The organism is Halobacterium salinarum DSM 3754 (genome assembly GCF_008124605.1).
Taxonomy (GTDB): Archaea; Halobacteriota; Halobacteria; order Halobacteriales; family Halobacteriaceae; genus Halobacterium; species Halobacterium salinarum.
Window position 1 is genome coordinate 924,466 of record NZ_VRYN01000001.1, and the last position, 24,023, is coordinate 948,488.

Consider the following 24,023-nt stretch of genomic DNA (forward strand, 5'->3'; position numbering starts at 1 on the left):
GTTGCCCGCTACCCGCGGCGTTGCTGGACGACCAACAAGAGAATCACGACCAACAGCAGCCCCACGATCGGGAGCGCGTACTCGCTCACCAACCCGGTCAGCGTTCCCAACGGCCCCGACTGATCGGCGGTGCCCGGCGACACCGCCGGACTGGATTCGATGTTCCTGAGCGTTGTCCTGTCGGCCTGATCGCCCTCGCCACCGGCCGTTTCGGTTTCCGTTCCCGCTCCTTCCACCACCACTTCGTCGACCGGTTCTGACTGGGACAACTCGATGGTCTTCGTGTGCTCGGTCCCCGTCACGTCAAGCACGCGCACGCGCACGGCGGCCGGGTACGCCTCTGCATCCAGCAACTCCTGGAAGCTGACGTTCTCGGTGACACCACCGCTGTACACCGAGTTGATGTCGATCGTTTCACCGTCCGGCGTGAGCGACTCAACGCGCACGCGTGAGATCTGCCCGTCGTAGACTCGCCCGACCGCCTGGACGCGCTGCGCCCCCGCCGTTCCGGTGAGTGAGTTGTCGAACTGGATCGCCGGCGTGACCAGCTCGCTGTAGTTCACCGCGAGCTCGCGGGTGGTCCTGTGGTTGGCCTGGTCGGTGGCGATGAGTGTGATCGCCTTCGTACCGTCGAGGATCGGGACGGTCGTCGTCACCGTCTTCGAGAACGGGCGCTGCAACGGCTGGCGTTGCGTGAACAGGAAATCCTGGCCGGCACCAGTTACCGGGCCGTCACGAACGCCAATCGTTGAGATTCCCACGCTGTCGGTCACCTCAGCGGTGACCTCCACCGCCGAGCGCGTTGCGACTGGCCGCCGATCCAAGACGTTGATCTCGGGTGCGGCCGTATCGTTGACCGTGATCTGGGTGTGGTACTGCCTGACGTTCCCGTATTCGTCTGCGACTTCGATCTGAAGCCGGTTGGCGCCGCTGCCGACGCTCGGACGCCCCGGTCCGAGGCGCAGCTCCTGGGAGAACGAGTCCCCCGGATCTCGAATCTCGATCTCGCGCTTGGCGTCCGCCTCCGCGTCCGGTCGGTATCTTCCCCCCGGGCGGTAGTTGTAGTACCGCGTGATCTCCATGTACTCCACGGCCGACTGGTCCTGGATCGTCCCCTCTAGGGTGACGGTGGCCTGATTGACGGTGTAGTTGTTACCGAGGGGCTCGTACTCGTTGTCCGGGCCGACGAACCCGGCCGACATCGGGGCCTCGAACGTGACGAGTGGCGCGTTCGGGTCTTCGGTGATCGTCCCGGTGTACGTCGTGGTCCCGTTCGCAGTCCTGACGACCGTGGTCAGGTCGTGCGTTCCCGCATCCAGGTCCAGCCTCGTGGATTCGTTGAACGCAGTGGCGTTCGGGACGTACGACCGCCGCGTGTTGTCGTTGATGCGCACCGAGATCACCTCGATGGTGGCGTTGCTGGTCACGTTCATCGCCAGCCGGGGGTTGTCGGCAGTCGTCACCGATCCACCATCGGGCAGCGGTGTGCCCGCAACAGTGAGGTTCGTGGTGAGGTTCAGCGCCTGATCGGTGGCGAACGGAGCCCCCGCATGGATGTTGTTACCCGCGCCGTCGCTCGCCGCGACGGCTGGCTGTGCAGCGACACCGCCCGCTGGTACGACGAGCCCGGCGATGAGAACACAGACGCCGACGACGAGGCACTTCCGTGGCCCACTCCCGCTCATTGCGGCTTCGGTTCGAACTGGGGCATCTTTAACCCCCGTTTTCGCCGGACGGCACCGTGCGTGATGTCGCCGCTCCGCCATCCACGTTTCATGTGAGCAATACACACCCAAATCGGTGTTCTGACGGCGGCTGACGCGCGAAAAGGCAGAAAGCATTTACCAGTGGCCGGGTATAGTCTGGAGCACCCCTACCCGAAATGGCGGCTGCAGAAACCCACGATTCACCGTTTCGGCGGAATCAGGTGGATGCGGTCGTCTGGTTGGACTGACACCGTAGTTCAGTCACTCAGTAAAAATGACAGACACAACAGGCAAACTCCGCGCAGTCCTCCTGACGGCGCTGATGGTCGGTTCCGTAATCGGAGCCGGCGTCGCGTTCACGGGCGGGGCTGCTGCGGCGAATGCAGACCAGGTCCTGGATTCCAACGATCGATACAACCAGGACTTGGATTTCGGTGCAGAGGAGTACAAAACGTCAAATTCCATTGGTAGCGTTGGCGACGGAGCGACGCTCTTCCAGGGCGAGGAAGACGTCACATTCTACAACGCTTCTGACGAAGAACAGTACAACGCGGTTGAGCTCTCTCGAACCGGCGGATCCGACGAGGGACTCCCGCTTCAGATGCCACTTCCCGAGGACCAGGCGACCGGTTCCTACGACGCCAACGGTCCTGACAGCGGCAAAAACGGGTTCGCTGTCACGGTTCAGAGCCCATCGGTGACGATGCTCGAAGTCCGCAACAACGCGGACAACGACGTCACTGGCGGAGTCCTGAACACACAGCAGGACGAATCTCGGGTCGCCGTTGATTACAACTACTACGCCGCTGAGGACATCGAGCTGACCGTCGAAGACGAGGACGGCCTCGATGTTACCGACGAGATCCTCACCGGCCCCTCGGACACCCGGAACAACGGAACCAACACGGCGTACTTCGACATCAACCCGAACAACGTTGACGCGGGCGACTACACGTTCTCTGTTGAAGGTGTCGAGGACCTGGACTTCGGTGACGCCACCGAGTCCGTCTCCGTGACGATTTCCTCCTCGAACAAGGCATCGCTGAACCTCGCCGAGGACGAAGTCGTGCAGGGGTCGAACCTCAAGTACACCATCGAGAACAGTCCGGAAGGTAACTACCACGCTGTCACCATCGACAGCAGCGACTTCCGCGACAACATCAACTCCGAGGAAGCCGCGAAGGTCATGCGCAGCGTTGGTGACACTGTCGACACCGGTCTCGTCGTCGACAACGGCAGTACCACCGAAATTGTAGACGACTATGAAAACACCTCGATCTCGGACGTCGACTACGCGTACGCCATCGTCGAGATCGACGACGGAAACGGCGTCGGGTCCGTCGAGACGCAGTACCTCGATGACTCCAGCGCCGACATCGATCTCTACCCCGCATCCAGTAACACTGACGACGGCGAAACTGAGTACGTCAAAAGCGAAGAACTCGATAACGTCACCGCTCTGAACGAGCGGTCGACTGACGACGACACTGACTTCGACGTCACGCAGGGCGACATCACCCTCGACAACCCGACCGGCGCGTACGTTGTCGGCTCGGAAGTCGACATCAACGGGACCGCTAACGAGGGGACCGACGACGTCGTGCTGTACGCTCGCGACAACAACGACTTCGAACTCGTCACCATCGACGACGAGAAATCGATCGAAGTCGATAGCGACGACACGTTCGAGGAGGAAGACATCACGCTCTCCGCGGGCGACAAGGGCGGTGACGACATCCTTGGTCTCCCCGGTACGTACCGCCTCGGCATCATCGACAAGCGCGACGCCGTCGACTCGGAGGGTGAGATGAAGGACAACATCGACACGTCTACGTTCAACCAGGGCGTCAGCAGTACGTCCTCGATCCGTGTGACTGACACGGAGCTCACCGCGTCCTTCGAGACCTACAACGGGCAGGTCGCCGACGACGACAACCAGATCGACGTTGAGGGGACCGCCCCCGGGAAGGACAACGTTGCCGCCATCATCATCGGCAACCGTGGCAAGGTCAAGTTCCAGTCCATCTCCGTCGACAGCGACGACACGTTCGACGAGGAGGACATCGACATCTCGGAGCTCCGACAGGGCAGTGCTTCCGCACACGTCCTCTCGTCGGGTCGTGACGGGAAGTTCGGTGAGGACACCGCCAGCAGCATCAGCGATCTTGAGGACGAAATCGGTAACTACACCTCGGGTTCGCCGACTGGCGACCAGATCCGCGACCGCATCCTCTCGAACACGGTCGACGACACCGCCAGCGACGACCTCATCGTCACGCAGCAGTTCCGTCTCGTTGACGGACTGACCACGATCGAAGCCACTGAGGGTGGCGAAGCGGGCGGCACGCTCACCGTCATGGGGACGACCAACCGGAAGGCCGACGACAACACCATCACGGTTGAACTCCTTCAGGGCGACACGTCCGTCGAGATCAACAGCACCGATGAGTGGAACAGCGACGGCCAGTGGTCGGTTGATGTCCCGCTCTCGAACGTCGAGCCGGGCAACTACACGGTCGAAGCTGACGACGGTGACAACACCGACCGTCAGAACGTCGAAATCGTCGAGGAACTCGAGGAGCCTGATCAGACGACCGTCGATCAGCCCGAGAACAACCAGACGATGACGACGACGATGACCGAGACGACCACCGAGACGACCACCGAGATGACTACCACGCAGGAGGACACCACCGAGAACGGCTCGGAGGGCACTTCCGATGGCGAGTCAGGCGGCAGCATCCCCGGCTTCGGTGTCGGTGTTGCGCTCGTCGCGGTCCTCGGTGCGGCGCTGCTGGCACTCCGCCAGAACTGATCGACCCACTGAATCACGTCTGACCGCGCGTACGCGGTCACTTGCGGTGCCGTTTTCTTTGTTACCGACGACCGACCAGCGACAGCCACCGCGTGCTCACTGCCACCAAAAGAGTCATATCACAGCCGACCAGTTTCTGGAACGTTCCCGATACTGGAACGGTCCTAATGCAGTATCCCACTCTCCTTCCATCGAGACCGGTCGAATCACGCCGCCAGCCACTGTCCGCCAGTCGGCCAGAATACCGATGACTCGGCGGTCTCGTGTCGGTGCCGGCCTCGCAGTCGTCGTACTGGCGCTGGCCGCGGTGTCGGCTGTTGCCCCACTTTCCGGGGCGCAGTCCGCCGGCAGCGGTGCGGTCTCAGTCACCATCGGCGACGTGGCCGTCTCGCCTGCGAACCCAACGACGGGCACGCAGGTGTTGATCACCCCGTCGATCAACAACTCCGGATCGGCAAGCGGGTCCGCGCGCGTCAACGAGGTCACACTGCGCGGCGACGGTCTCCTCGCAACAGAAGACAGCCTGGGGAGGCTTGGGGCAGGTGACTCCATTGAGGTTCCGCTGTCGCATACGTTCGCCGAGCCCGGCGACCACCAGTTGAGCGTCCACGTACGGGGGCTGAACCCGGATGGCAGCGTCTTCTACGTGCAGCGCAGCGTGTACGTCACCGTCGACGATCGCACTTCAGACGTGGGCGTTTCCGCGCGCACGACAGCAACCAACGGATCGACGGACATCCAGGCCACGATCACGCAGTACGGCACTATCCCGATCAAGTCCGGCGAGTTGCAGGTCGTGTCCGAGGGGCGCATCGTCGAGCGGGCGCCAGTCGCCAACGTCTCGGAAAGCGACAGTGCGAACGTCACCTTCGACGGGGCGTCGATCCCCAGCGGCGAGCTAGTGATCCGCGGCGAGTACACCCTCGACGACGAACACAGCACGCACACCACGAACACGACACTCACCTACCAACCACAGCGCTCCGCAGACGTTGCGCTCACTGGTGTTGAGGCATCAGGTGGGGGGACCACGTACACGATCAGCGGCGACGCCGCGAACCTTGGCAGTGCGGACGCTGCGTCGGTGCGCGTCAACGCCGTCGGTGATGGGCTGTCCGCCAACGGCGGGTACTTCGTGGGAAAGATCGAAACCAGTGAGTTCGCAACCTTCGATATGACTGTGCAGGCGGACTCGGCTGTCGACGAGATCCCGATAACGGTGAACTACTCCGCCGACGGGCAGCGCTACTCGGACGTCGTGACCGTCGACGTGAGCGGCGCGTCCAGCGGGAGCGCTACCCCGCGCGCGCCGGGCCAACAGCAGAACCGCGCGCCCAGCCCGTCCAACGGCGCGAGCGGTGGCGGGTTGCCGCTGTTCAAGATCGGGGGCGCTGTCGCTGTGATTGCGATCGTCGTCGTCGTTGTTCGACGCTGGCGGAACCCATGAGCATCATCGAACTCGAAGGCGTGGTCAAACGGTACGAAACCGGTGCCGAGACAGTCGAGGCGCTGAAAGGCGTTGACTTCTCGGCGGCGCGCGGCGAGATGGTGACCGTCGTTGGGCCGTCCGGCTCCGGCAAGAGCACGATGCTGAACATGATCGGCTTGCTTGACTCACCCACGGCGGGCAGCGTCATCCTCGACGGCCAAGACGTGACCGGGTTCAGTGAGGACGAGCGCACCGAGGAGCGCCGCGCTGAACTGGGGTTCGTCTTCCAGTCGTTTCACCTGCTCCCGATGCTGACGGCCGTGGAGAACGTGGAACTGCCGTCGATGTGGGACACCTCCGTCGACCGCCACGACCGCGCGGTCGATCTCCTGGAGCGCGTCGGGCTCGGGGACCGTCTTACACACACTCCGGGCGAGCTCTCCGGTGGCCAACAGCAGCGCGTCGCGATCGCGCGCTCGCTGATCAACGAACCCGAGATTCTGCTGGCCGACGAGCCAACTGGCAACCTCGATCAGGAGACCGGTGGCACGATCCTCACCGAGATGCAGCGCCTCACCGAGGAGGAGAACATCGCCGTGGTTGCGATCACTCACGACACGCAACTCGAGGAGTTCTCCGACCGCGCAGTCAACCTCGTCGATGGGGTGTTACACACGTGAGTGTGCTCGCTCGGTTCCCCAGCGTGTTGATGGCGTGGCGGAACCTCGGGAGGAACCGCGTGCGGACTGCGCTGGCCGCGCTCGGGATCGTGATCGGTGTGATCTCGATCGCATCGATGGGGATGGCGAGCGCCGCGATCAATCAGCAAGCCTCCGCCCAGCTCGGTGATCTCGGCAACAAGGTCTCGGTCAGTGCCGGTGAGGACGCCGAAGAGAACGGGGTCACGCAGACGCAGGTCGAACGAATTGATGACTTGGTGAGCGCCGGCACCGTCGTCGAGCAGAAATCCGATACCACGTCGCTTTCTTCCCGCGCTGACACCGTTGACGTGGTCACCGTCACCGCCGTGACCGAGGTGGCCGAGCCGTACAACATTACGTCGGCGAATCCACCCGAAACCCTTCACTCGGGCGCGTTGCTCACCAACCAGACCGCCGAGACGCTCGGTCTCGGGGTCGGCGATCCCGTCAAGTACGACGGCAGTCTGTACCGGATTCGTGGTATCATCACCACCACCTCTCGGTTCGGCGGGTTCGCCGAGCTCGTCGTGCCGCTGTCCGCGATGGCCGATCGGGACGAGTACGACACCGTCGATATCTACGCCGACTCGGGCTCTGATGCGGCCCGGATCGCTGACCGCCTCGACTCGGAGTTCAATTCCTACGGCCGCACCGAGGAGAAAATCCTCGAAATCCGGAGCACTTCAGATGCCCGTGAGGGCGTGAACAAGTTCATGAGAACGCTCAAACTGGGGTTGCTCGGCATCGGCTCGATCTCACTGTTGGTGGCGAGTGTGGCCATCCTCAACGTCATGCTGATGAGCACGATCGAGCGCCGCGGCGAGATCGGCGTGCTGCGCGCGGTCGGCATCCGTCGGGGAGAAGTTCTCCGCATGATCCTCACCGAGGCGATGTTCCTGGGCGCTGTCGGTGGGTTAGTCGGCTCGCTTGCGTCCCTCGGCGTGGGTGCGTTCATCTTCGACAAAATCACGCAAAACGCCATGGACGTGCTGGTGTGGCCGAGTTCGAAATACCTCGTCTACGGGTTCCTGTTCGCGGTCTTCGCCAGCCTGCTCAGCGGGCTCTATCCGGCGTGGAAAGCAGCCAACGATCCGCCCGTCGAGGCGCTCGGCGAATGACCGCGCGCCCGTGTGGGCGTCGCGGAGTCGAAACACATTAGCCCGCTGGCTGGCGTGACAAAAACGAATGAGTGACGTGCGCGCGGCGACCACCGCCCTCCTCGCTGACCGTCCGGCGCTCGCCGACGCCCTCGAAGCGCTCGTCGAGGTCGATCGGAGCCAGGACACGTGGACGTTCGACGACGCGCCAGTCGACTCCGGGGTGTTCGGCGAACTCGTGGGCCGCGGCATCGTCGTCGAGTCCGGCGACGGCTACGTGCTCGCCGACCGGCAGGCCGTCCGGGCGGCGCTCGGCGACCCGGATGCCGACCCGTCGGACACTGACGAAGCAGCGGTATCGCTTCGTGACCGTGTTCCCAGCCTGTCGGTCTCCTCGCGTGCGGCCTGGTTCCTCGCCGCCAGCTTGTTGGTCGTCGTTGCGTTGCGTGTGTTCGTCTTCCCGCGGGTGTTCCGGGCCGGACACGTCGTGTTGCTCGGCAACGATCCCTACTACTACCGGTACCTGGTGTCGGCAATGCAGCAGTCGGGGGCCGGGCTGCTGGACGTTCCGGCCCGTATCACTCGCGGCGAACCACTGCTGGTGGTGGTGCTGGTCGGTGCCACGCGGCTGCTCGGCGGGAGCGCGAACGCCGCCGCACACGTCACTGCTTGGTATCCCGTGGTGGCGGCAGTCGTGACGGCGGTAGCGTGCTATCTGCTGGCGACCACGCTGTCCCACGACCGCCGGGTCGGGATCACAGCCGTGCTTGTCTTGGCCGTGTTGCCCGTGCACGCCTACCGGACCGCACTCGGGTTCGGCGACCATCACGCGCTTGATCTCGTGTGGCTCTCGCTCACCGTGCTTGCGGCCGTCCGTCTGCTCCCGGGGGCCGGTGTCGCCGTTCCCGACGACTCTGGCTGGCGACGCCACCTCCCGTGGGGCTGTGTGCTCGCTGGCAGCGTCGCCGCACAAGCCCACTCCTGGAACGCCGCGCCGCTGCTGTTCGTCCCGCTTGTCGTGTACGCAGTCGCACGCAGCGCCGCGCTCGTCGACGGCAAGTCGCCGCTCGCAGACCTCCCGCTCGCCGCTGCACTCACCGCCGGCGGCGTGCTCGCAGTCGCCGGCCATGTTCTGCTCGGGTGGCAGTCGCCCGTAATCGTTGCGCCACCGCTGCTGGCCGGGCTCGGCGTCGGTGCTGCCGCTCTCATCGCGGCCGGCGTCCGACGCGTGGGGGTGCCATCGTGGACGGCCCCAGTGCTCACCACAGCCAGCGGCGTCGCCGCGTTCGCCGTCGTCGCGACGATCGACCCCTCGTTTGTCGCGGAGCTCCAACAGGAGGGGGCGCGATTCGTCGGGCAGTCGGGAAGCTCCATCGTGGAGACGAAATCGCTGTTCAGCACGACGTACGGACTGTTCGCCGGGCCGATCTTCTTCTACGGGACGGCGTTGCTGTTCGCGCTGCCCGCGGGTGCGTGGGCGATGTACACGGGCGTGGCGCGCTCGCGGCCACGATGGCTGCTCACCGGCTGTTACGGCACCGTGTTGTTCGCGTTCGCGGTAACACAGGTCCGATTCTCCGGGGAGCTGTCCGTGTTCGTCGCCGTCTTCGCTGCGGTCGCGTTCGTGTACTTCCTCTCGGTGGTCGACCTCGCGGATCCGCCGCTTGACTTCTCGGCCCGACCGTCGGATCGCGAGCGCGTGCGCTCGCTTGCGATCCCCACCCGGTCGCGCGCGCTCCGCATCGGGGTTGCGTTCCTGCTGGTCGGCGGGCTCGGCGCAGTCATGACGCCGCTGCGCACGAACACGCTGGTGCAAAGCGACGACGCGTACCACGCGGCCACGCACGTCGAAGCGGCGCTCAACGCGCCTGACTGGACCGACGACACCACGTACGTGTTCAGCCGGTGGTCCCGAAACCGGCTGTACAACTGGTTCGGATCCGGTGACGGCCGCAGTTACCGGTACGCTCGATCGAACTACGACGACTTCCTCCGCTCCACGACCCCGGGTAAGTGGAACGACCGGCTCCAAGATCGCGCCGCGTTCGTCGTCTTCGACGCCAACTCCGTCCCCGACGGTGCCACCGGGACGATCGGCTCGGCACTCACCGCCTGGGGGTCGGGGCTGGCGCACTACCGCGCGGTCTGGGCCGGCGACGCAAAAACTGTCTACCGCGTCGTCCCGGGGGCGACGGTCACCGGCACCGCCGCGTCGAACGCGTCGGTCACGCTGACACACGAGGGCACGGTCTCCGGGCAGGCGGTCACGTACACTCGGACCACGACCGCCGCGGCCAACGGGACCTACACCGTGACGGTGGCGTACCCCGGCGCGTACTCGGTTTCGACCGGCGGCACGGTCACCGTGCCGGCGGCCGCCGTGGGCAACGGGACGACAGTCACTGCGTAGCGCTACTCGACGGTCACGCTCTTCGCGAGGTTCCGGGGCTTGTCGATGGGACGCCCCTTCTCGTTGGCGATGTGGTACGCGAACAACTGGAGGGCAACGTTCGCCACGACCGGCTCCAGGGGGCCACACGCCGGGAGCGTGATCGTGACGTCGGCGTGGCGCGCGGTCCCGGCGTCGCTCGCGAGCCCGATGACGTCCGCGCCCCGGGACTGCACCTCTTTGACGTTGTTCGCGGTTCTCTCCGGTGCCGCGTACTCGGTCAATACCGCCACCACGGGCGTGTTGTCCGTGACGAGCGCGAGCGGGCCGTGTTTGAGCTCGCCCGCACTGAACCCCTCGGCGTGGTCGTAGGAGATCTCCTTGAGCTTGAGCGCGCTCTCCAAGGCCACTGGTCGGCCGGCCCGCCGCCCGACGTAGAAGAACGCGTCGCTGTCGGCGTACTCGCGGGCGATCGACGCGATCTCGGGGGCTTGATCGAGGACCTGCTGGACCGCCCCCGGCAGGTCGCGGATCGCGTCCCGGAGCGCGGCGGCGTCGCTCGTGCTGATGGCGTTGCGGGCGCGCCCGATGTGCATGGTCAGCAGTGCGGCGGTCGCCACCTGTGAGACGAACGTCTTCGTGGCAGCGACGCCGATCTCGGGGCCGGCGCGAATGAACAGCGCGTCGTCGGCCTCCCGCGTGACCGTGCTGCCGAGCGTGTTCGTCAACGCGAGCGTGGGTGCTCCCTTCTGGGCCGCGCTCCGGAGCGCGGCCAGCGTATCCGCTGTTTCCCCGCTTTGGGTGATCGCCACCACGAGCGTGTCCTTGGGGCTGCGGCCGCCCCGAAGCTCGTACTCGCTTGCCACGTGCACGGTCACCGGCAGGTCGGCGTGGGTCTCCAGGAGCTCTTTGGCGTACAAGCCGGCGTGATACGACGTGCCGCAGGCAACGATCTGGAGCTCCGCGACGTTCTGCAGTGTCTCCGTGGACAGCTCCATGTCGAGTGTCACGTCCGTCCCGAGATCGCTGATGCGGCCGGAGATCGCCTGCCGGAGCGCGCGTGGCTGCTCGTGGATCTCCTTGAGCATGTAGTGGTCGTAGCCGCTTTTCCCCGCCGCGTCGGCGCTCCAGTCGAGCGCTTCGATGTCCCGTGAGACGCGCGCGCCGTCGTTGTACACCGTCCACTCGGTCTCGGTGAGGTGCGCGATGTCGCCGTTCCGGAGGTACGTGACCCGGTTGGTGTGCTCGATGAACGCGGTGGCGTCGCTGGCGACGAACGTACCGGTGTCGCCGTGCCCGAGCAACAGCGGGCTGTCCGACCGCGCCACCACGATGCCGTCGTGGCCGGCGGCGGTGATCGCGAGCGCGTAACTCCCGGTGAGGCGCTCGGTCGTGCGCTGCACGGCCGTCAGCAGCGACACGCCGTCGGCGAGGTGGGTTTCGATGAGGTGTGGGACGACCTCGGTGTCAGTGTCACTGTGGAAGACGTGGTCGGCCCGCAGTTCGTCGGCGAGCGCGGCGTAGTTCTCGATGATGCCGTTGTGCACCACGGCTACGTCGCCCGTGCAGTCCGTATGCGGGTGGGCGTTCTCCCGCGTCGGCTCGCCGTGGGTGCTCCAGCGCGTGTGCCCGATGCCACGCGTCCCGTCCTCGCGGGACGGCACTGGGAGGTCGCCGACCTCGCCGCCGGTCTTGTGCACCGACAGCGAGCCGCCGCCGGCGAGCGCGATGCCAGCGGAGTCATAGCCGCGGTATTCGAGGTTCTGCAGTCCCTCGTGGACGATGCGTCCCGTCGGATCGGTGCCGATGTAGCCCGTGATTCCACACATAGTCAGCCTCTCGTAACGTGCGCCTGGTCGTCGACGCGCCCGGTGACGACCGTGGCGCTGTCGACGACCGCGCTGTTCCCGACGATCGACCCGGGTGCGACCGTCACACCCGAGCCGACCTCGGCGTTGTCGCCCACCAACGCCCCGAACCGAACCCCCTGGTGGACCGTGTCACCAAGCACCACGTCTGTTTGGCCGCCCTCCACGGTCGTGTTCGCGCCGATGGTCGCGTTCGCGCCGACGATGCTGTCGTTCACTACTGCGCCTGGGTTGACCGTCGAGTCAGGTAACAGTATCGACTGTTCGATCACTGCGTTCGCACCGACGGTCACGTTGTCGCCGAGCGCAACGCCGTTCCGGACCACTGCCTGCGGGTGCACGATAACGCCCTCGCCACAGACGGTCCCTCCGCCAACCGGTGCCTGCTGATCGTCGCCCGGCACGCTCCCTCGGGGCTTGCGCCGCTCCACCGGCGGGTCGAAGCGCTGGTCCGTGATGAGCGCGCTGTTGGCCGCAACCAGATCCCACGGCTCGGAGACGTCGAGCCACCGGCCGTCGTACCGCACGGCCCGCAGCTCGTGGTCCGCGAGCTGTTCGTCGAGGGCGTCCGTGAGCGCCAGCTCGCCGTAGCTGTCGGTCCGCCGGATCGCCGCGAACACGCTCGGGCCGAACGCGTACACGCCGGCGTTGATGTACTCCGACGCCACCAGCTCGGGCACCGGCTGCTCGTCGATGTCGGTGACGGTCCCGCCGTCGAGATCGACCACGCCGTACGCGCTCGGCGTCTCGACTTGGGTCACGCCCATCGCGGAGTCGCCGCTCTCACGGTGGCACTCCCAAACGTCCTCGACCAGCGACGCGTCGATGACGCGGTCGCCGTTCAGCGCGACAAACGACTCCCCCACCACGGACTCCGCCTGCGCGAGCGCGTGGCCCGTGCCGAGCTGTCGGTCCTGGACCACGTAGGAGATCTCGATCCCCCACCGCGAGCCGTCCTCGAAGTGCCGCTGGACGCGCTCCCGGTTCGACCCCACGACCAACATCACCCTCGTGACGCCCGCCGACACCAACGCGTCCACGATATGCTCCAGGATGGGCTGGTTGGCAACCGGCACCATCGGCTTCGGCCGGTTCTCCGTCAGCGGCCAGAGCCGCTCTCCCTTCCCCGCCGCCAGCACAACAGCCTGCATTGACTGTGTTCTCTCAGTCACGGCCCTTATCAGTTGTCACGACCGCCCCGAGTGTTGTTCGCGTCCCCGTTCCCAGCGTCACGCCCGCGTTCAGGCTCGTGTTGATCCCGGTCTTGGTGTCGTCCCCGACGACGACCCCGAACTTCCGGCGGCCCGTGTCGACCAGCTCGCCGTTCACCTGCACCTGAACGGGGGCGTCGTCGTGGCGGAGGTTCGCGACCTTCGTGCCCGCACCGAAGTTCACGTCCGCCCCGAGCACGCTGTCCCCGACGTACGCGTGATGGCCCACCGCCGTGTCAGCCATCAGAATCGAGTTTTTCACCTCCACGGCGTTCCCAACCCGGACGTCTGGTCCGACAACGGTCGCGCCGCGAACGTAGGCGTTCGGCCCGACATCCGCACCCGATTGGATGACGACCGGCCCTTCGATGTATGCGCCATCGCGAACCCGCGCGCCGTCCTCGACGACGACGCGTCCCGTCAGCGTCGCGCCGTCCGCCACCGTTCCGTTGATCTCGCGCTCCTGTTCCGCCAGGAGCGCGCTGTTGGCCGCGAGCAACTCCCAGGGCCGCCCCACGTCCAACCACGGGCCGTCGTAGGACACCGCCGTCACGCCGCCGTCCTCGCGGTCGATCGCCCGCGCGAGCGCGTCCGTCAGCTCGTACTCGCCGCGCTCGCTGCGCTCGACGGTGTCGATGTACTCGAACACTCGTGGCGTGAACCGGTACAGCCCGAGGTTCGCGAGATCCGTCGGTGGGTCCGTCGGCTTCTCGACGACATTGGTCACCCGGCCGTCGTCGCCGCGCTCCACCACCCCATACGACTGTGGGTCCGCAACCGGCATCACCGACATCGCCGTCCCGTCCGCGCCGGCCAACGCCTCAACCAGCGCGCTCGTCACGTAGACGTCCCCGTTCAACACCAGACAGGGCCCCTCGACGTGTGGCTCCGCACAGCCGACAGCGTGCGCGGTCCCCTCTTGGGTGTCCTGCTCGGCGTACACCACCGGCGTCCCGGCGTACGACGCGCCGATCCGCTCCCGGATCTGGTCGCCCCGATACCCCACCACGATCACGTACTCGTCGACGACCCCGGCCGCCGCATCCAACACGTGCTCAAGCAGTGTCGCGCCCGCCACCGGCACCAGTGGCTTCGGCCGCGTCTCCGTCAGCGGTCCCATGCGCGTTCCGCGCCCCGCCGCCACGACGATTGCCTGCATCACGTTCCACTGTCGCCGCTCGGGCGCTTAAGTCCACAGGAACTCGCTACTGGCGTGCACTCCCCGGGCGAAGTCGGAGTGCTTAACCGCTCGCCCCGCCCACCACTCAGTGATAGACGATGCTTGGCGGGTGGCGGTACCGACTCGGGAGTATTGCGGGGGTCTGCCTGCTCACCGCGCTCGCGGTCGGGGTCGCCAACAGCCCTACCGGCCAAGCACTCACCGGGGCGCTCCCGGTGTTCGCCCAGCTCGCGGCCGACCCGCCGGGCGTCGCTGAAGGACTGCTCGAAGTCAGTACCACGGTCTGCGTCGTCGCCGTGGCCTGCCTCCCCCTGTACAAACCCCGTCCCCGTCGCGTCCTCGACGTGGTGGTGCTCGCGCAGAAACGCGTCGTCGTCGCCCTGTTCGCGCTCGCTGCCATCGGCTACTTCGACTACACGTACCGCCTCCCCAGAACGACGCTGCTCGCGGTCACGCCAGTCCTCCTTGTTGCGGTGCCTGCGCTGTTCGTTTGGATCCGCCGCCGTCCTACCCCGACGGCAGCATCCCGCACCATCGTCGTCGGCGACACGCTCGACGAAATCGAGCGCCTCGTCGCCGACATCGACCACCCACTCTACGGCTACGTCTGCCCCACAGTCGTCCCACGCACCCCGGACGCCGCCCCCCCACACCCCGCCGTCGCGGACGGCGGCAGTGATGCACGCGCGCTCAACGACCACGACCGCCTCGGCGGCCTCTCCCGCATCGAGGACATCCTCGTCGAGTACGACGTCGACACCGTCGTGCTCGCGTTCGAACACACCGACCGCGCAGAATTCTTCGGCGCGCTAGACGCCTGCTACGAACACGGCGTCGACGCGAAAGTACATCGCGACCACGCCGACCAAGTGTTGACCGCCGAGGGCGACGTCGGAACGCTTGTCGAAGTAGACGTCGAACCCTGGGACGTCCAAGACTACGCCCTGAAACGCATCTTCGACGTGGCGTTCTCCGGGATCGGGCTAGTCGTGCTGAGCCCGGTGATTCTCGGGATTGCGGTGGCAATCAAGCTCGACGACGGCGGATCGGTGCTGTACCAGCAAGAGCGGACGGCGGTATTCGGGGAGACGTTCGCCGTGTACAAGTTCCGATCGATGAGATCGAAGGGTGAATCTGCGGAGCCAGTCGACGACGAGGACAACGACCGGATCACGCGCGTCGGCCGCGTGTTACGGCAGACGCATCTGGACGAGATCCCACAACTGTGGTCGATTCTGGTGGGAAACATGAGCGTCGTCGGTCCGCGGGCAGTGTGGACCGAAGAGGAGTCGCTGTTAGAGGCCGAGGAGCAGTCGTGGCGCAAACGATGGTTCGTGAAACCCGGACTGACAGGGTTAGCACAAGTGAACGACGTCAAGAGCACCGAACCCGAGGAGAAACTACGCTACGACCTCCAGTACGTCAAACAGCAGTCGTTCGGATACGACGTGAAGCTGGTTATTCGACAAATCTGGAAAGTCGGCGTTGACGCCGTAGACACCCTGCGTCAGTAAGGGGGGTCGTTTTTCTGGGAGGGCGTTCCACGGACTATTAACATCACTGACAGTGTGCGGCGACGAATGGGGTACTCGCATGACCGTGGCGACGTCACGCGCTTCCTTGTTCAGGGTTCGGAGGATGTTATGCCGACGTGCTGGGTGTTTCCGTACTTTTGTTAGTATTTTCCCTAACACTTATCGGAACGGCGTGCCTTGGCACAGGTGTGGATGAGCGATGATGTCACCGTACTCGAAGACGAGATTGAAGCCTACGCCGACGGCACCGTTGCGCGGGTGCGCGTGCTCTCGGTCCCGACCTCAGACCGATTCGAGGACGGGATCAAGTACACCTACCACTACAGCGAAGCCGGGGCGGACGACCCGATCATCCGGTTCGATAACCACCACGGCGTCCACGAGCTCCATCTCGGGGGCGAGACCTTCGAGATCGACTACCCCGGCCTTGCAGAGATCTTCCGTGCCTGGCGGGCAGCCCTCCCAGAAGAGAAGCGCGACGACTGGTAGCTCGTCCGAGTACGGTGACCGAGGAACTAGTCCTCGACCCACCCACAACCAACAACAGATTGTGTATTCCCAATGACCCAAACACTCCACGTTCAGATTAAGTCCGCCGACCGTAGCGACCTCGAAGAGCATCTCAAAGCGATCGACACTGGCGAGGATGTCGACCCCAGCGAGCCGACGCTCTCGATCGAGAACCTCGAAACGTTCGGCCGTGTCTTCCGCTCAACCAACCTCGAGCTCTTGAAAGCGATCGTCGAACACGAGCCGGGAAGTATCCGCGAGCTTGCGCGCCTCGTTGACCGAAACCCGCCAGAGGTCCTCGAGAATGTGAACGAGCTGGCCGACTACGGCCTCGTCGAACTCGAAGAAGATGGCCGGGCGAAGCGGCCGGTCGTGTGGTACGACGAGATCGACGCCGACATCCCGCTCACGACTGAGTCAAGACAGGAGCGGAAGGCGAACGCCTGATTGACATCCTCCACACGGCTGAAGCCGTGGGATTCCTCGCGTTGGGGGTCTGGCATTAGCGCCACCCCCTACGGAGGCAACGTTCTCCTACGCCGACCGTAGGATACTCTGGTCGGAGTCACCACGCTCTCATCGTTCCAAAGAACAGCGCACAGACCCGAGTACCGTCCACCACAACGGGAATGTTGCCTCCGGGGACTCTGAGACCGGCTGAGACTCCCACGGCGGAAACCCCGGCGTTCACGCGGGGGAGGATGTCATTTGGCCGATGAGCTGCCACTCTCGGTTACGCCAGACTTCTTCGATACGCTGCCACTGGTCGTCGTGGTTAGATTGGGGAACGAACCGGATGCGGCGTCGTGTCCCGGATTGGTCGGTGAACTCCAGAATTTGTTCACGGCGAGTGCCAGGGGTCATTGGCTGCGTTGGCGTCGCGGTGCTCTGTGGTGTGGTACAACTCGTGTGAATCGCCTCGGGGTCAAGCTCCAGGGAATTCTCCTCGACCGCCTGTAAACGGCGGGGGAGGGGATTCTCTCTTCGCAGAAAGATCGGATAGTCGAAACAACATAATTTACCTTGGGGAAATACTATATTTCTCCGTGGCGTGGTGTAGCGTATGGCCGACTCTCATGATGGGGACGACCAACCGGCGTATGTCTCCCGGTGGAAAGAAGCAACCACGGGATTCGACCGAGTACGATCGGTTGCGTCATCGCTTGAGAACCCACGGACGGCTGGCTGGATCGCTGATGAAGCACATGTTTCTGAGCCGACGGCCAGGAATCATCTTGACCGGCTCGTCGACCTCGGTGTGCTCGTCACCGACGAGTCACCACAGGGCAAAACGTACTATCCGGACCCAGTCTACACCCGCCTGACTGCAATCCAAGAACTCGTCGCAGAGAACTCAGAAGCGACTCTCAGCCAACAGGCCACAGCGATCCACTCTGATATTGCGACCTGGAAAGCGGAGTACGATGTCGAATCACCACGGTCGCTTCGAGCGTCCGTCACGAACGAGATTTCGGTTGCGGAAGCGCAAAAGCGGCTTCGTATCGCAGCAGATTGGGAGTCCGCACAGTATCAACTCTCACTGCTTCGGGACGCGATTGACCACTACGAGACCTATACCGCTCGCCCACCGACCTCTGCATGACCGACACGGGCGATGATGATAACGGAACGGAGCACCCTCCCGTCGATAGCGGGCTTGACCGCCATTTACAGCGACCGGATGGCGGCTGGAAGTCGACGCAGGACGTCGCTGAGAAACGCCACCGCATTCTGCGATCACTGCGCGAGCAACTCGAACGCCATCCAGCCATCAGCTCTGCGTTGGGGAGCCCGGATGGGCAGTATGCTGAACTTGAGGCGGACGTCGACCCGGCACAGTTTGGGCGTAAGAGTGAATCGGCGTCGCTACGGGTGACGTGGCAGCCAAATCCCCATATTCCACCAGCGGCGACTCTGGATGACCGCCACCGGACATCGCTTACGTCGAATTTCAAAATCCACTATAGTGAATCATCGGGGTTCGACTGTGGCGTCCACCTTGAACCAAATCCACACGTCGAGGGCCATCTCCATTTCCAGGAGCGGACCGCACCGAGCGACGACTACAACTACGAGGAAGTATCGCTTGCCGCGACAGCGCCGACCGGTGTGCTCTGGGAGACCCTCGAGATCATCGCCAATCGACTACAACGGGCGTGACGACGTGAGCCAGATTCGAGAGAACGGCTCTAGTGAATCACTAGAGGGCGGCGGCTTTGACAGTGAAGACACCCAGCTCAGGCCGCCACTGAGAGTGACATTGTGGAGTTATTTTCGAAAATCGACGGCATAATCTCGCAGTCCCCCCCCCCTCTCAGAGCAACTCGGATTGGCCTAAACCCGTCGCTGTATAGCGATTCACCAAAGCCGAGAGAACGAAATTAGGGAGACTCGGAACGCAGTTGACGCCGCTACGCGTGAACAATGCGGATTCCGTACTGGTGTCGCCAGTATCTGATGTCCCGGGGATTTCTGGGGCATGGTCTTCGAGTGCGGCGAGCGCACTGTAATCAAACGGTGCGTTCGTGAACTCACACTCCCCCACCACCATGGTTCCGCTTGTCGTGAACCCGACGACGTCTACCTCGTGTTCTTTGTATCACCAGCGGCTGATATTGAGGAACGTCTCCTCGGGAAGCAGATTCGGCAGTGTATCCTGGCAGAGGTTCTCGAATGCTTGGCTCACGAAGTCAGGAGTTCTGGTTCGATGACCGCCTCGTAGACGTCTGGACCCCGTCGTTCGTATCGGTCTTCTTTGCCGTAGACTCAAGGTGGTGACGGGCTTCACGCTCGGGGTCAGGTGGTTCGAGACGCCGACGGCGTCTCGTCATCACGGAAGACGGAGTCTTCCGTACGACCCCGATTCACTCGCCCTGCTCCGCCTGTAGACAAGCAAATACTCCACCTGCGGTACGGGAAGCCTGGTCGTTCACGACGGGGAGAATGCCACGGCAGCGAATCGATTTCCCGCTGGTCGCTTTCGAATCCTTCCCCAACTGACGGCCCCATCGAAACTCCACAGATTCAATTCCACTCCCACCGATTTACTTATACGTATATCGGTTAAATTGGAATTCGTGAGAGAAACGGCGCTACAGATTATCGGCTACTTGCGAGACCAATCGTACGCCATCGGTGAGTTAGCTGATGCTATCGGCAAAAGTCAAAGCTGGACGTCGGAGCTCGTGAGTGATCTTGAAGACGCCAATCTCATCGACCGAACTAATGGCGTCCGGCTGGCTACCACCTACGAAGCGACGCTGCTTGCAGACCTCCTCGAACAGTATACACTCGAAAACGTGCTGGTGGGGACGAAAGAAGAGATTCTGGGTGAGCTTCTCGACGGGTCGAAGACTATCTCGGAGTTACAACAACAAGGGTTTGCGAAATCGACGCTCTACCAGCACCTGAACGAGATCCGTGAGACCGGGGCGATTGCACAAACGGACGATGGCTACACCATCACCGATGACACGCTTCAGTCCTTTCTAGAGGCTAGAAATCGGACCACGCCATTCGAGACGGAGTTCCGCGCACAGGGCGAGCGACTGGTCGTGACGACCAAAGACGACGTCGACGGCACGCCAACTGCGTTCTCGGCGTTTACTCGCTACGGCGTCGACTATCACCCAGCGAAAACCTACGTCTACCAGGGTGATCGCTCGCTAGAACTCGAAGCGGTGCTAATCCATGCGGTGACTGTTGCTGAGACCAAGAAACAGATGGCGATGGTTGGCGTGTTCTATCTGACACATCGCGCGACCCTCGACGCCAGCGACCTGTGGCGGCTCGCGAACCGGTGGGAGTCCGTTGAGAGATGGGCCGATCTCTTTGCATACATCGATCAGCGGGAGGTCCACCACGAGGCGCTCTTTCTCCCGTGGGCGGAATTCATCGATTTCGCGAACGACTATGGGGTCTATCCGCGTGGCCACCATCCGGAAGATAGCCTTCGACGGGGGCTCGAAGAGCTTGGCGACCATCTGGAGACATCCGTCGACGTGTATCTTCTTGGGGGTGGCAATCTCATTCTGCGTGGGTTAAAGGATTCGACGAAAGACGTCGACCTTGTCGTTGCGGAGGGACAGACGTTCTTTACAATCGCCGAATCACTGCAGGACCTGGGATACGAGGAGCGTCGTGACTTGGAAGCGGCATACAACCAGCTTGATCCCAGTATTGTGCTGGAGAAGGAGGGGTTTCCGCGCTGGGATATTTTCGTGGAGGCGGTCGCCGGCCAGCTCCAGTTGACGCCGGCGATGATCGAGCGGTGCGACCAGTCATTCGAGTACGGCAATCTTCACGTACATCTGCTCTCACTGACTGACATTTTCGTGTTCAAATCGATCACGGAACGCGAAGGCGATCTCGAAGACGCCGCACTGATTGCCAGACAAGCCGAACTCGACTGGGGGAGTATCTTTCAAGAGATCAAGACCCAGGAGGCCCGTACGGGGCAGTTCTTCTCGTTTGCTGTGCTCGATACGCTCGATGTCCTCGAGGAGCGGCACAATATTGTCGCGCCAATCACGGACCAGCTCGTCTCGTACTGTCTTGAGAACGCGTTGCTCGTCTCGCTGGAAAACCCAAAAACGATCGAAGACCTCCGCGAAGAACTGGACTTCCCCGACCACCAGATCTACAACAAACTCCGAAATCTCGAGGAGGACCGTGAGATCACTGTTGATCGGAGTGGGCGGCTCAATACGTACCAGCGAACGAAATCGACCGACCGGTAACTACAGGATGACCGCCAGCCAGTTTTCAGCACGTTACAGCGGTAGCGAGGCGAAAGCCCACCCGTTCACGGGTGGGATGAAGCCGACAACTGGGAATCTTTCCACGCTCGTAGGCACGGCTGGGGTTGAATGTCTGCGTAACATCTTTCGGTGAGTGACTTCTACATAGTGACGATGCCTCGTGGGTTCGACAGGGAACGTACCAACGTCCACAAACTCCAGTACCACTTCATCTGGTGCCCGAAGTACCGCAAATCGGTGCTTGAAGGCGAGGTACGTGACCGTCTCGAAGAACTCATCGAGGAGAAAGCCGACGAACTCGGGTTGGAGATACTGGAGTTGGCAATTCGCCCCGACCACGTACACCTGTTCATCACAGGCGACCCGACCCTTGCCCCGAACAAGATAATGCAACAGGTCAAGGGCTACTCCTCGCGCCACCTCCGAGACGAGTTCGACTTCGGCTTGCCGTCGCTGTGGACGCGCTCGTACTTCGTCTCAAGTGCGGGCGACGTATCCAGCGAAGTCATTGAGGAGTACATCGACGCCCAAGCAGGTGAGTAGTCATGGCTCTGGTGAATCACTAGACGGCGTCGGTTTCGACCGTCAGAACTAGTGGAATGAAGCGGGAAATCGGCGATGATTCATGTCGAAGATCTCCCGCTTCACGAAGAAAGCGGTCACGTTAGCTAAAAATGCTGTTGGTGGTCGAGGCGAAGTCGCCGCCCCCGAAGGGGGTGGCGGCTTCGCCGACTACGCGGTCGTGTCGCTGCACTGTCTGCGGGTTTACTTGGAGAAATCGTACCGGGAAACACTCGATCTGCTGAGCGAGATGCCACAAATACTGGCCGAGATCGGCCTCAGCGAGGGCGATCTCCCCGACCACTCGACGTTAGTGAAGGCGTTTGACAGACTCAAGACGGCGCTGTGGCGCGTGCTGCTGCGCCTGTCGGCGCAGCTGCACGACCCGAGCGGGCACGCCGCGATCGACGCGACGTTCTTCGACCGCGAAACCGCGAGCAAGCACTACTGTCGCCGGACGAATTACCGCGTTCAGACGCTCAAAACGACCGCTCTCGTTGACACAGAAACGCAAGCGATCCTGGACGTTCATTGCTCGACCGGGAAACCGCACGACACGCAGCTCGGCTGGCAGGTCGCCCGCCGCAACGCGGGCGACCTGACCAGCCTCGCCGCCGACAAAGGCTACGACTGGATGGAATTACGTGAGAAACTTCGGGAAGACGGCGTGAGGCCGCTGATCAAGCATCGGATCTTCCGGCCCATCGACCACGCGCACAACGCGCGGGTCGATGGGCCTCGCTACCGCCAGCGATCAATGTGTGAGACCGTCTTCTCGTCGATCAAGCGCACGCTCGGTGACGCCGTGCGTGCGCGAGCGTGGTTTCGTGAGTTCCGGGAGATCGTCTTGAAATGTGTCGTGCACAACATCAAGCGAGCCGTCACACCGTGAAATCAACCGCAGTATGGCGATTCACCAGAGCCGTAGTCATGCAACGGAACGTCTCAACCACGGTGCGGGTCAAACTCCACTCGCTGACCAACAAGAAAGCTGACCTGCTCGCCCGTGAGTACGAGGCGTTCCAGACTGAGGTTCACGGCGGAGACGCCAACCTCTACTCCGCGACCGACCAGCAGGCGTCGAAGGTGCAACGACAGAAAGACCCGAACCCCGACACCGAACAGCCCGTCGTTCTCCGCAACGACGTGTTGGACGTGTCCTACGACGAGGACACCGTTCTCTCGTCGTGGTGGGTCAAAGTCCCCGTCTACGACCCCGAACGGGGACGAGGAAACTCCATCTGGTGCCCTGCCCACGTTCCGCACAAAGACGAACAACTCGTCCGCAAGGGTGATATTCGGGACAGCGAACTGGTGCGCCGTGACGGTGACTGGTACGTCCATCTCGTCGTGAAGCGGTCTGTGACCGTCCAAGACGAGTACGACGACGTGCTGGCTATCGATATGGGCACACGGTGGGTCGCTACCTGCGCGTTCCTCTCCGACCGCAAAACCACCTTCTACGGCGAGGACGTGCGCCGTATCCGCGAACACTACAAGCAACTCCGCAAGTCCATCGGGAAATCGAAACCCCGACAGGGACAACAGGTGGTCGAGCGTATCGGTGACGCTGAAACGCGGAAGGTGGACGACCGCCTCCACAAAATTGCTCGGCACATCGTGGAGGATGCCGAGGAACGGAACGCAGTCATCGTCGTGGGCGACCTCGGCGGAATTCGCAAGGACAACGACAAGGGACGGTACGTCAACGACAAGACCCACAAGATGCCGTTCGCCCGCCTGCTCAACTACATCGAATACAAAGCCCACGACGCAGGCATCGACGTGCAGTTGGTCGAAGAATACGACACGTCGCAGACGTGCAACCGCTGTGCTTGCGAGGGTGTCCGTGAGACGCAGGGACGCTTCGAGTGCACCGAGTGCGGGTTGGACGACAACGCGGACAAGAACGGTGCGCTCAACATCGGCAAACGAGCCTTGGGCAAGTTCGAAAGACCGCTGTCCGAGGCGGGGGTCGTACTGGCACGGCCCGAAACGCAGGTCATCGTCCACCGTGACGACGAACCTGCGAACCTCTCCGTATCCGTGGGTTCAACCCCCAGTGGGGGAACCCCACGGCTTTAGCCGTGGGAGGATGTCAGTGGATGTAGCTCCCCCAGTGTCTTTCTGAAAGCTTGGTCCTCGAGGAGTTGGTGGTTTTCTGTCTCTCTTGCGTTGCGGTACCCCCAACGGTGCTGTTGTCGCTGTCAGTGAACCCGCCTCCCAAACTAGCGACGAAACGGCTGCATCTGTGGTTCTCC

18 protein-coding genes and 1 pseudogene are annotated in these 24,023 nt (G+C 63.2%); 14 read left to right on the plus strand and 5 right to left on the minus strand.

Annotated elements, in window-relative coordinates:
• Positions 1–8: 8 nt before the first annotated feature.
• Positions 9–1,685, minus strand: a complete 1,677-nt coding sequence (locus tag APQ99_RS04860) for a hypothetical protein (RefSeq protein ID WP_244289001.1) — start codon at positions 1,683–1,685, stop codon at positions 9–11.
• A 295-nt stretch (positions 1,686–1,980) separates the two neighbouring features.
• Here APQ99_RS04860 and csg point away from each other — a divergent pair, with 295 nt between their 5' ends.
• The 5 genes from csg to APQ99_RS04885 all read left to right on the plus strand — a co-directional run bounded on the left by csg (position 1,981) and on the right by APQ99_RS04885 (position 10,158).
• Positions 1,981–4,521 carry an HVO_2072 family ArtA-dependent S-layer glycoprotein gene (csg, locus tag APQ99_RS04865; RefSeq protein ID WP_136361019.1) on the plus strand — a complete coding sequence of 847 codons (2,541 nt, stop codon included), beginning with the start codon at positions 1,981–1,983 and terminating at the stop codon, positions 4,519–4,521.
• 247 nt (positions 4,522–4,768) lie between these two features.
• The gene (locus APQ99_RS04870) at positions 4,769–5,968 is read left to right on the plus strand and encodes a CARDB domain-containing protein (RefSeq protein ID WP_136361020.1); all 1,200 of its coding nucleotides are present in this window, start codon (positions 4,769–4,771) and stop codon (positions 5,966–5,968) included.
• Positions 5,965–6,630, plus strand: coding sequence for an ABC transporter ATP-binding protein (locus APQ99_RS04875; protein ID WP_136361021.1), 666 nt, complete (start codon positions 5,965–5,967; stop codon positions 6,628–6,630). The genes APQ99_RS04870 and APQ99_RS04875 overlap by 4 nt, the downstream gene beginning before the upstream one ends.
• A gap of 29 nt (positions 6,631–6,659) precedes the next feature.
• Positions 6,660–7,769, plus strand: a complete 1,110-nt coding sequence (locus tag APQ99_RS04880; RefSeq protein WP_136361666.1) for an ABC transporter permease — start codon at positions 6,660–6,662, stop codon at positions 7,767–7,769.
• Between the two features lie 67 nt (positions 7,770–7,836).
• Positions 7,837–10,158 (plus strand): STT3 domain-containing protein, encoded by a 2,322-nt coding sequence (locus APQ99_RS04885; RefSeq protein ID WP_136361022.1) that lies wholly within the window; start codon positions 7,837–7,839, stop codon positions 10,156–10,158.
• A gap of 2 nt (positions 10,159–10,160) precedes the next feature.
• Here the strand turns inward: APQ99_RS04885 and glmS are convergent, their stop codons facing one another.
• Genes glmS through glmU (APQ99_RS04900) form a run of 3 tightly spaced genes read right to left on the minus strand, consistent with a single transcriptional unit; the run spans position 10,161 to position 14,375 of the window.
• On the minus strand, positions 10,161–11,966 hold the full coding sequence (glmS, locus tag APQ99_RS04890; RefSeq protein WP_136361023.1) for a glutamine--fructose-6-phosphate transaminase (isomerizing): 1,806 nt from the start codon (positions 11,964–11,966) through the stop codon (positions 10,161–10,163).
• A gap of 2 nt (positions 11,967–11,968) precedes the next feature.
• Positions 11,969–13,156 carry a bifunctional sugar-1-phosphate nucleotidylyltransferase/acetyltransferase gene (gene glmU / locus APQ99_RS04895; RefSeq protein ID WP_136361024.1) on the minus strand — a complete coding sequence of 396 codons (1,188 nt, stop codon included), beginning with the start codon at positions 13,154–13,156 and terminating at the stop codon, positions 11,969–11,971.
• A gap of 13 nt (positions 13,157–13,169) precedes the next feature.
• Entirely contained in the window at positions 13,170–14,375 is a 1,206-nt protein-coding gene (gene glmU, locus APQ99_RS04900; protein WP_010901949.1) for a bifunctional sugar-1-phosphate nucleotidylyltransferase/acetyltransferase, read from the minus strand.
• Between the two features lie 119 nt (positions 14,376–14,494).
• On the opposite strand from glmU (APQ99_RS04900), the gene APQ99_RS04905 reads away from it, so the two are divergent.
• The 5 genes from APQ99_RS04905 (at position 14,495) to APQ99_RS04930 (ending at position 18,601) form a co-directional block, all read left to right on the plus strand.
• Positions 14,495–15,910 carry a sugar transferase gene (locus tag APQ99_RS04905; RefSeq protein ID WP_136361025.1) on the plus strand — a complete coding sequence of 472 codons (1,416 nt, stop codon included), beginning with the start codon at positions 14,495–14,497 and terminating at the stop codon, positions 15,908–15,910.
• A gap of 213 nt (positions 15,911–16,123) precedes the next feature.
• Positions 16,124–16,420 (plus strand): toxin-antitoxin system TumE family protein, encoded by a 297-nt coding sequence (locus APQ99_RS04910; RefSeq protein WP_136361026.1) that lies wholly within the window; start codon positions 16,124–16,126, stop codon positions 16,418–16,420.
• 72 nt (positions 16,421–16,492) lie between these two features.
• Positions 16,493–16,888 carry an HVO_A0114 family putative DNA-binding protein gene (locus APQ99_RS04915; protein WP_136361027.1) on the plus strand — a complete coding sequence of 132 codons (396 nt, stop codon included), beginning with the start codon at positions 16,493–16,495 and terminating at the stop codon, positions 16,886–16,888.
• A gap of 616 nt (positions 16,889–17,504) precedes the next feature.
• Complete coding sequence (locus APQ99_RS04925) at positions 17,505–18,044, plus strand: winged helix-turn-helix domain-containing protein (RefSeq protein ID WP_136361028.1); 540 nt, start codon at positions 17,505–17,507, stop codon at positions 18,042–18,044.
• A complete protein-coding gene (locus tag APQ99_RS04930; RefSeq protein ID WP_244289003.1) occupies positions 18,041–18,601 on the plus strand; it encodes a hypothetical protein in 561 nt (186 codons plus the stop codon). The genes APQ99_RS04925 and APQ99_RS04930 overlap by 4 nt, the downstream gene beginning before the upstream one ends.
• Before the next feature lie 247 nt (positions 18,602–18,848).
• On the opposite strand, the pseudogene APQ99_RS12975 reads toward APQ99_RS04930, so the two are convergent.
• A pseudogene (locus tag APQ99_RS12975) lies at positions 18,849–19,207 on the minus strand (DUF234 domain-containing protein); the annotation flags it as partial.
• Positions 19,208–19,518: 311 nt separating this feature from the next.
• Here APQ99_RS12975 and APQ99_RS04940 point away from each other — a divergent pair.
• The 4 genes from APQ99_RS04940 to APQ99_RS04955 all read left to right on the plus strand — a co-directional run bounded on the left by APQ99_RS04940 (position 19,519) and on the right by APQ99_RS04955 (position 23,847).
• On the plus strand, positions 19,519–21,180 hold the full coding sequence (locus APQ99_RS04940) for an ArsR family transcriptional regulator (protein ID WP_136361029.1): 1,662 nt from the start codon (positions 19,519–19,521) through the stop codon (positions 21,178–21,180).
• 174 nt (positions 21,181–21,354) lie between these two features.
• A complete protein-coding gene (gene tnpA / locus APQ99_RS04945) occupies positions 21,355–21,744 on the plus strand; it encodes an IS200/IS605-like element ISHhu3 family transposase (RefSeq protein ID WP_136361668.1) in 390 nt (129 codons plus the stop codon).
• Between the two features lie 82 nt (positions 21,745–21,826).
• The gene (locus tag APQ99_RS04950; RefSeq protein ID WP_136361030.1) at positions 21,827–22,654 is read left to right on the plus strand and encodes an IS5 family transposase; all 828 of its coding nucleotides are present in this window, start codon (positions 21,827–21,829) and stop codon (positions 22,652–22,654) included.
• Positions 22,655–22,692: 38 nt separating this feature from the next.
• Entirely contained in the window at positions 22,693–23,847 is a 1,155-nt protein-coding gene (locus tag APQ99_RS04955) for an RNA-guided endonuclease InsQ/TnpB family protein (RefSeq protein ID WP_148889164.1), read from the plus strand.
• Positions 23,848–24,023 lie beyond the last annotated feature (176 nt).

Bases quoted from the DNA above. Each gene is read 5' to 3' on its own strand.
- APQ99_RS04860 (WP_244289001.1), bottom strand. From the start codon at position 1,685: ATGAGCGGGAGTGGGCCACGGAAGTGCCTCGTCGTCGGCGTCTGTGTT.
- csg (WP_136361019.1), top strand. From the start codon at position 1,981: ATGACAGACACAACAGGCAAACTCCGCGCAGTCCTCCTGACGGCGCTG.
- APQ99_RS04870 (WP_136361020.1), top strand. From the start codon at position 4,769: ATGACTCGGCGGTCTCGTGTCGGTGCCGGCCTCGCAGTCGTCGTACTG.
- APQ99_RS04875 (WP_136361021.1), top strand. From the start codon at position 5,965: ATGAGCATCATCGAACTCGAAGGCGTGGTCAAACGGTACGAAACCGGT.
- APQ99_RS04880 (WP_136361666.1), top strand. From the start codon at position 6,660: ATGGCGTGGCGGAACCTCGGGAGGAACCGCGTGCGGACTGCGCTGGCC.
- APQ99_RS04885 (WP_136361022.1), top strand. From the start codon at position 7,837: ATGAGTGACGTGCGCGCGGCGACCACCGCCCTCCTCGCTGACCGTCCG.
- glmS (WP_136361023.1), bottom strand. From the start codon at position 11,966: ATGTGTGGAATCACGGGCTACATCGGCACCGATCCGACGGGACGCATC.
- glmU (WP_136361024.1), bottom strand. From the start codon at position 13,156: ATGCAGGCTGTTGTGCTGGCGGCGGGGAAGGGAGAGCGGCTCTGGCCG.
- glmU (WP_010901949.1), bottom strand. From the start codon at position 14,375: ATGCAGGCAATCGTCGTGGCGGCGGGGCGCGGAACGCGCATGGGACCG.
- APQ99_RS04905 (WP_136361025.1), top strand. From the start codon at position 14,495: ATGCTTGGCGGGTGGCGGTACCGACTCGGGAGTATTGCGGGGGTCTGC.
- APQ99_RS04910 (WP_136361026.1), top strand. From the start codon at position 16,124: ATGAGCGATGATGTCACCGTACTCGAAGACGAGATTGAAGCCTACGCC.
- APQ99_RS04915 (WP_136361027.1), top strand. From the start codon at position 16,493: ATGACCCAAACACTCCACGTTCAGATTAAGTCCGCCGACCGTAGCGAC.
- APQ99_RS04925 (WP_136361028.1), top strand. From the start codon at position 17,505: ATGGCCGACTCTCATGATGGGGACGACCAACCGGCGTATGTCTCCCGG.
- APQ99_RS04930 (WP_244289003.1), top strand. From the start codon at position 18,041: ATGACCGACACGGGCGATGATGATAACGGAACGGAGCACCCTCCCGTC.
- tnpA (WP_136361668.1), top strand. From the start codon at position 21,355: ATGCCTCGTGGGTTCGACAGGGAACGTACCAACGTCCACAAACTCCAG.
- APQ99_RS04950 (WP_136361030.1), top strand. From the start codon at position 21,827: ATGTCGAAGATCTCCCGCTTCACGAAGAAAGCGGTCACGTTAGCTAAA.
- APQ99_RS04955 (WP_148889164.1), top strand. From the start codon at position 22,693: ATGCAACGGAACGTCTCAACCACGGTGCGGGTCAAACTCCACTCGCTG.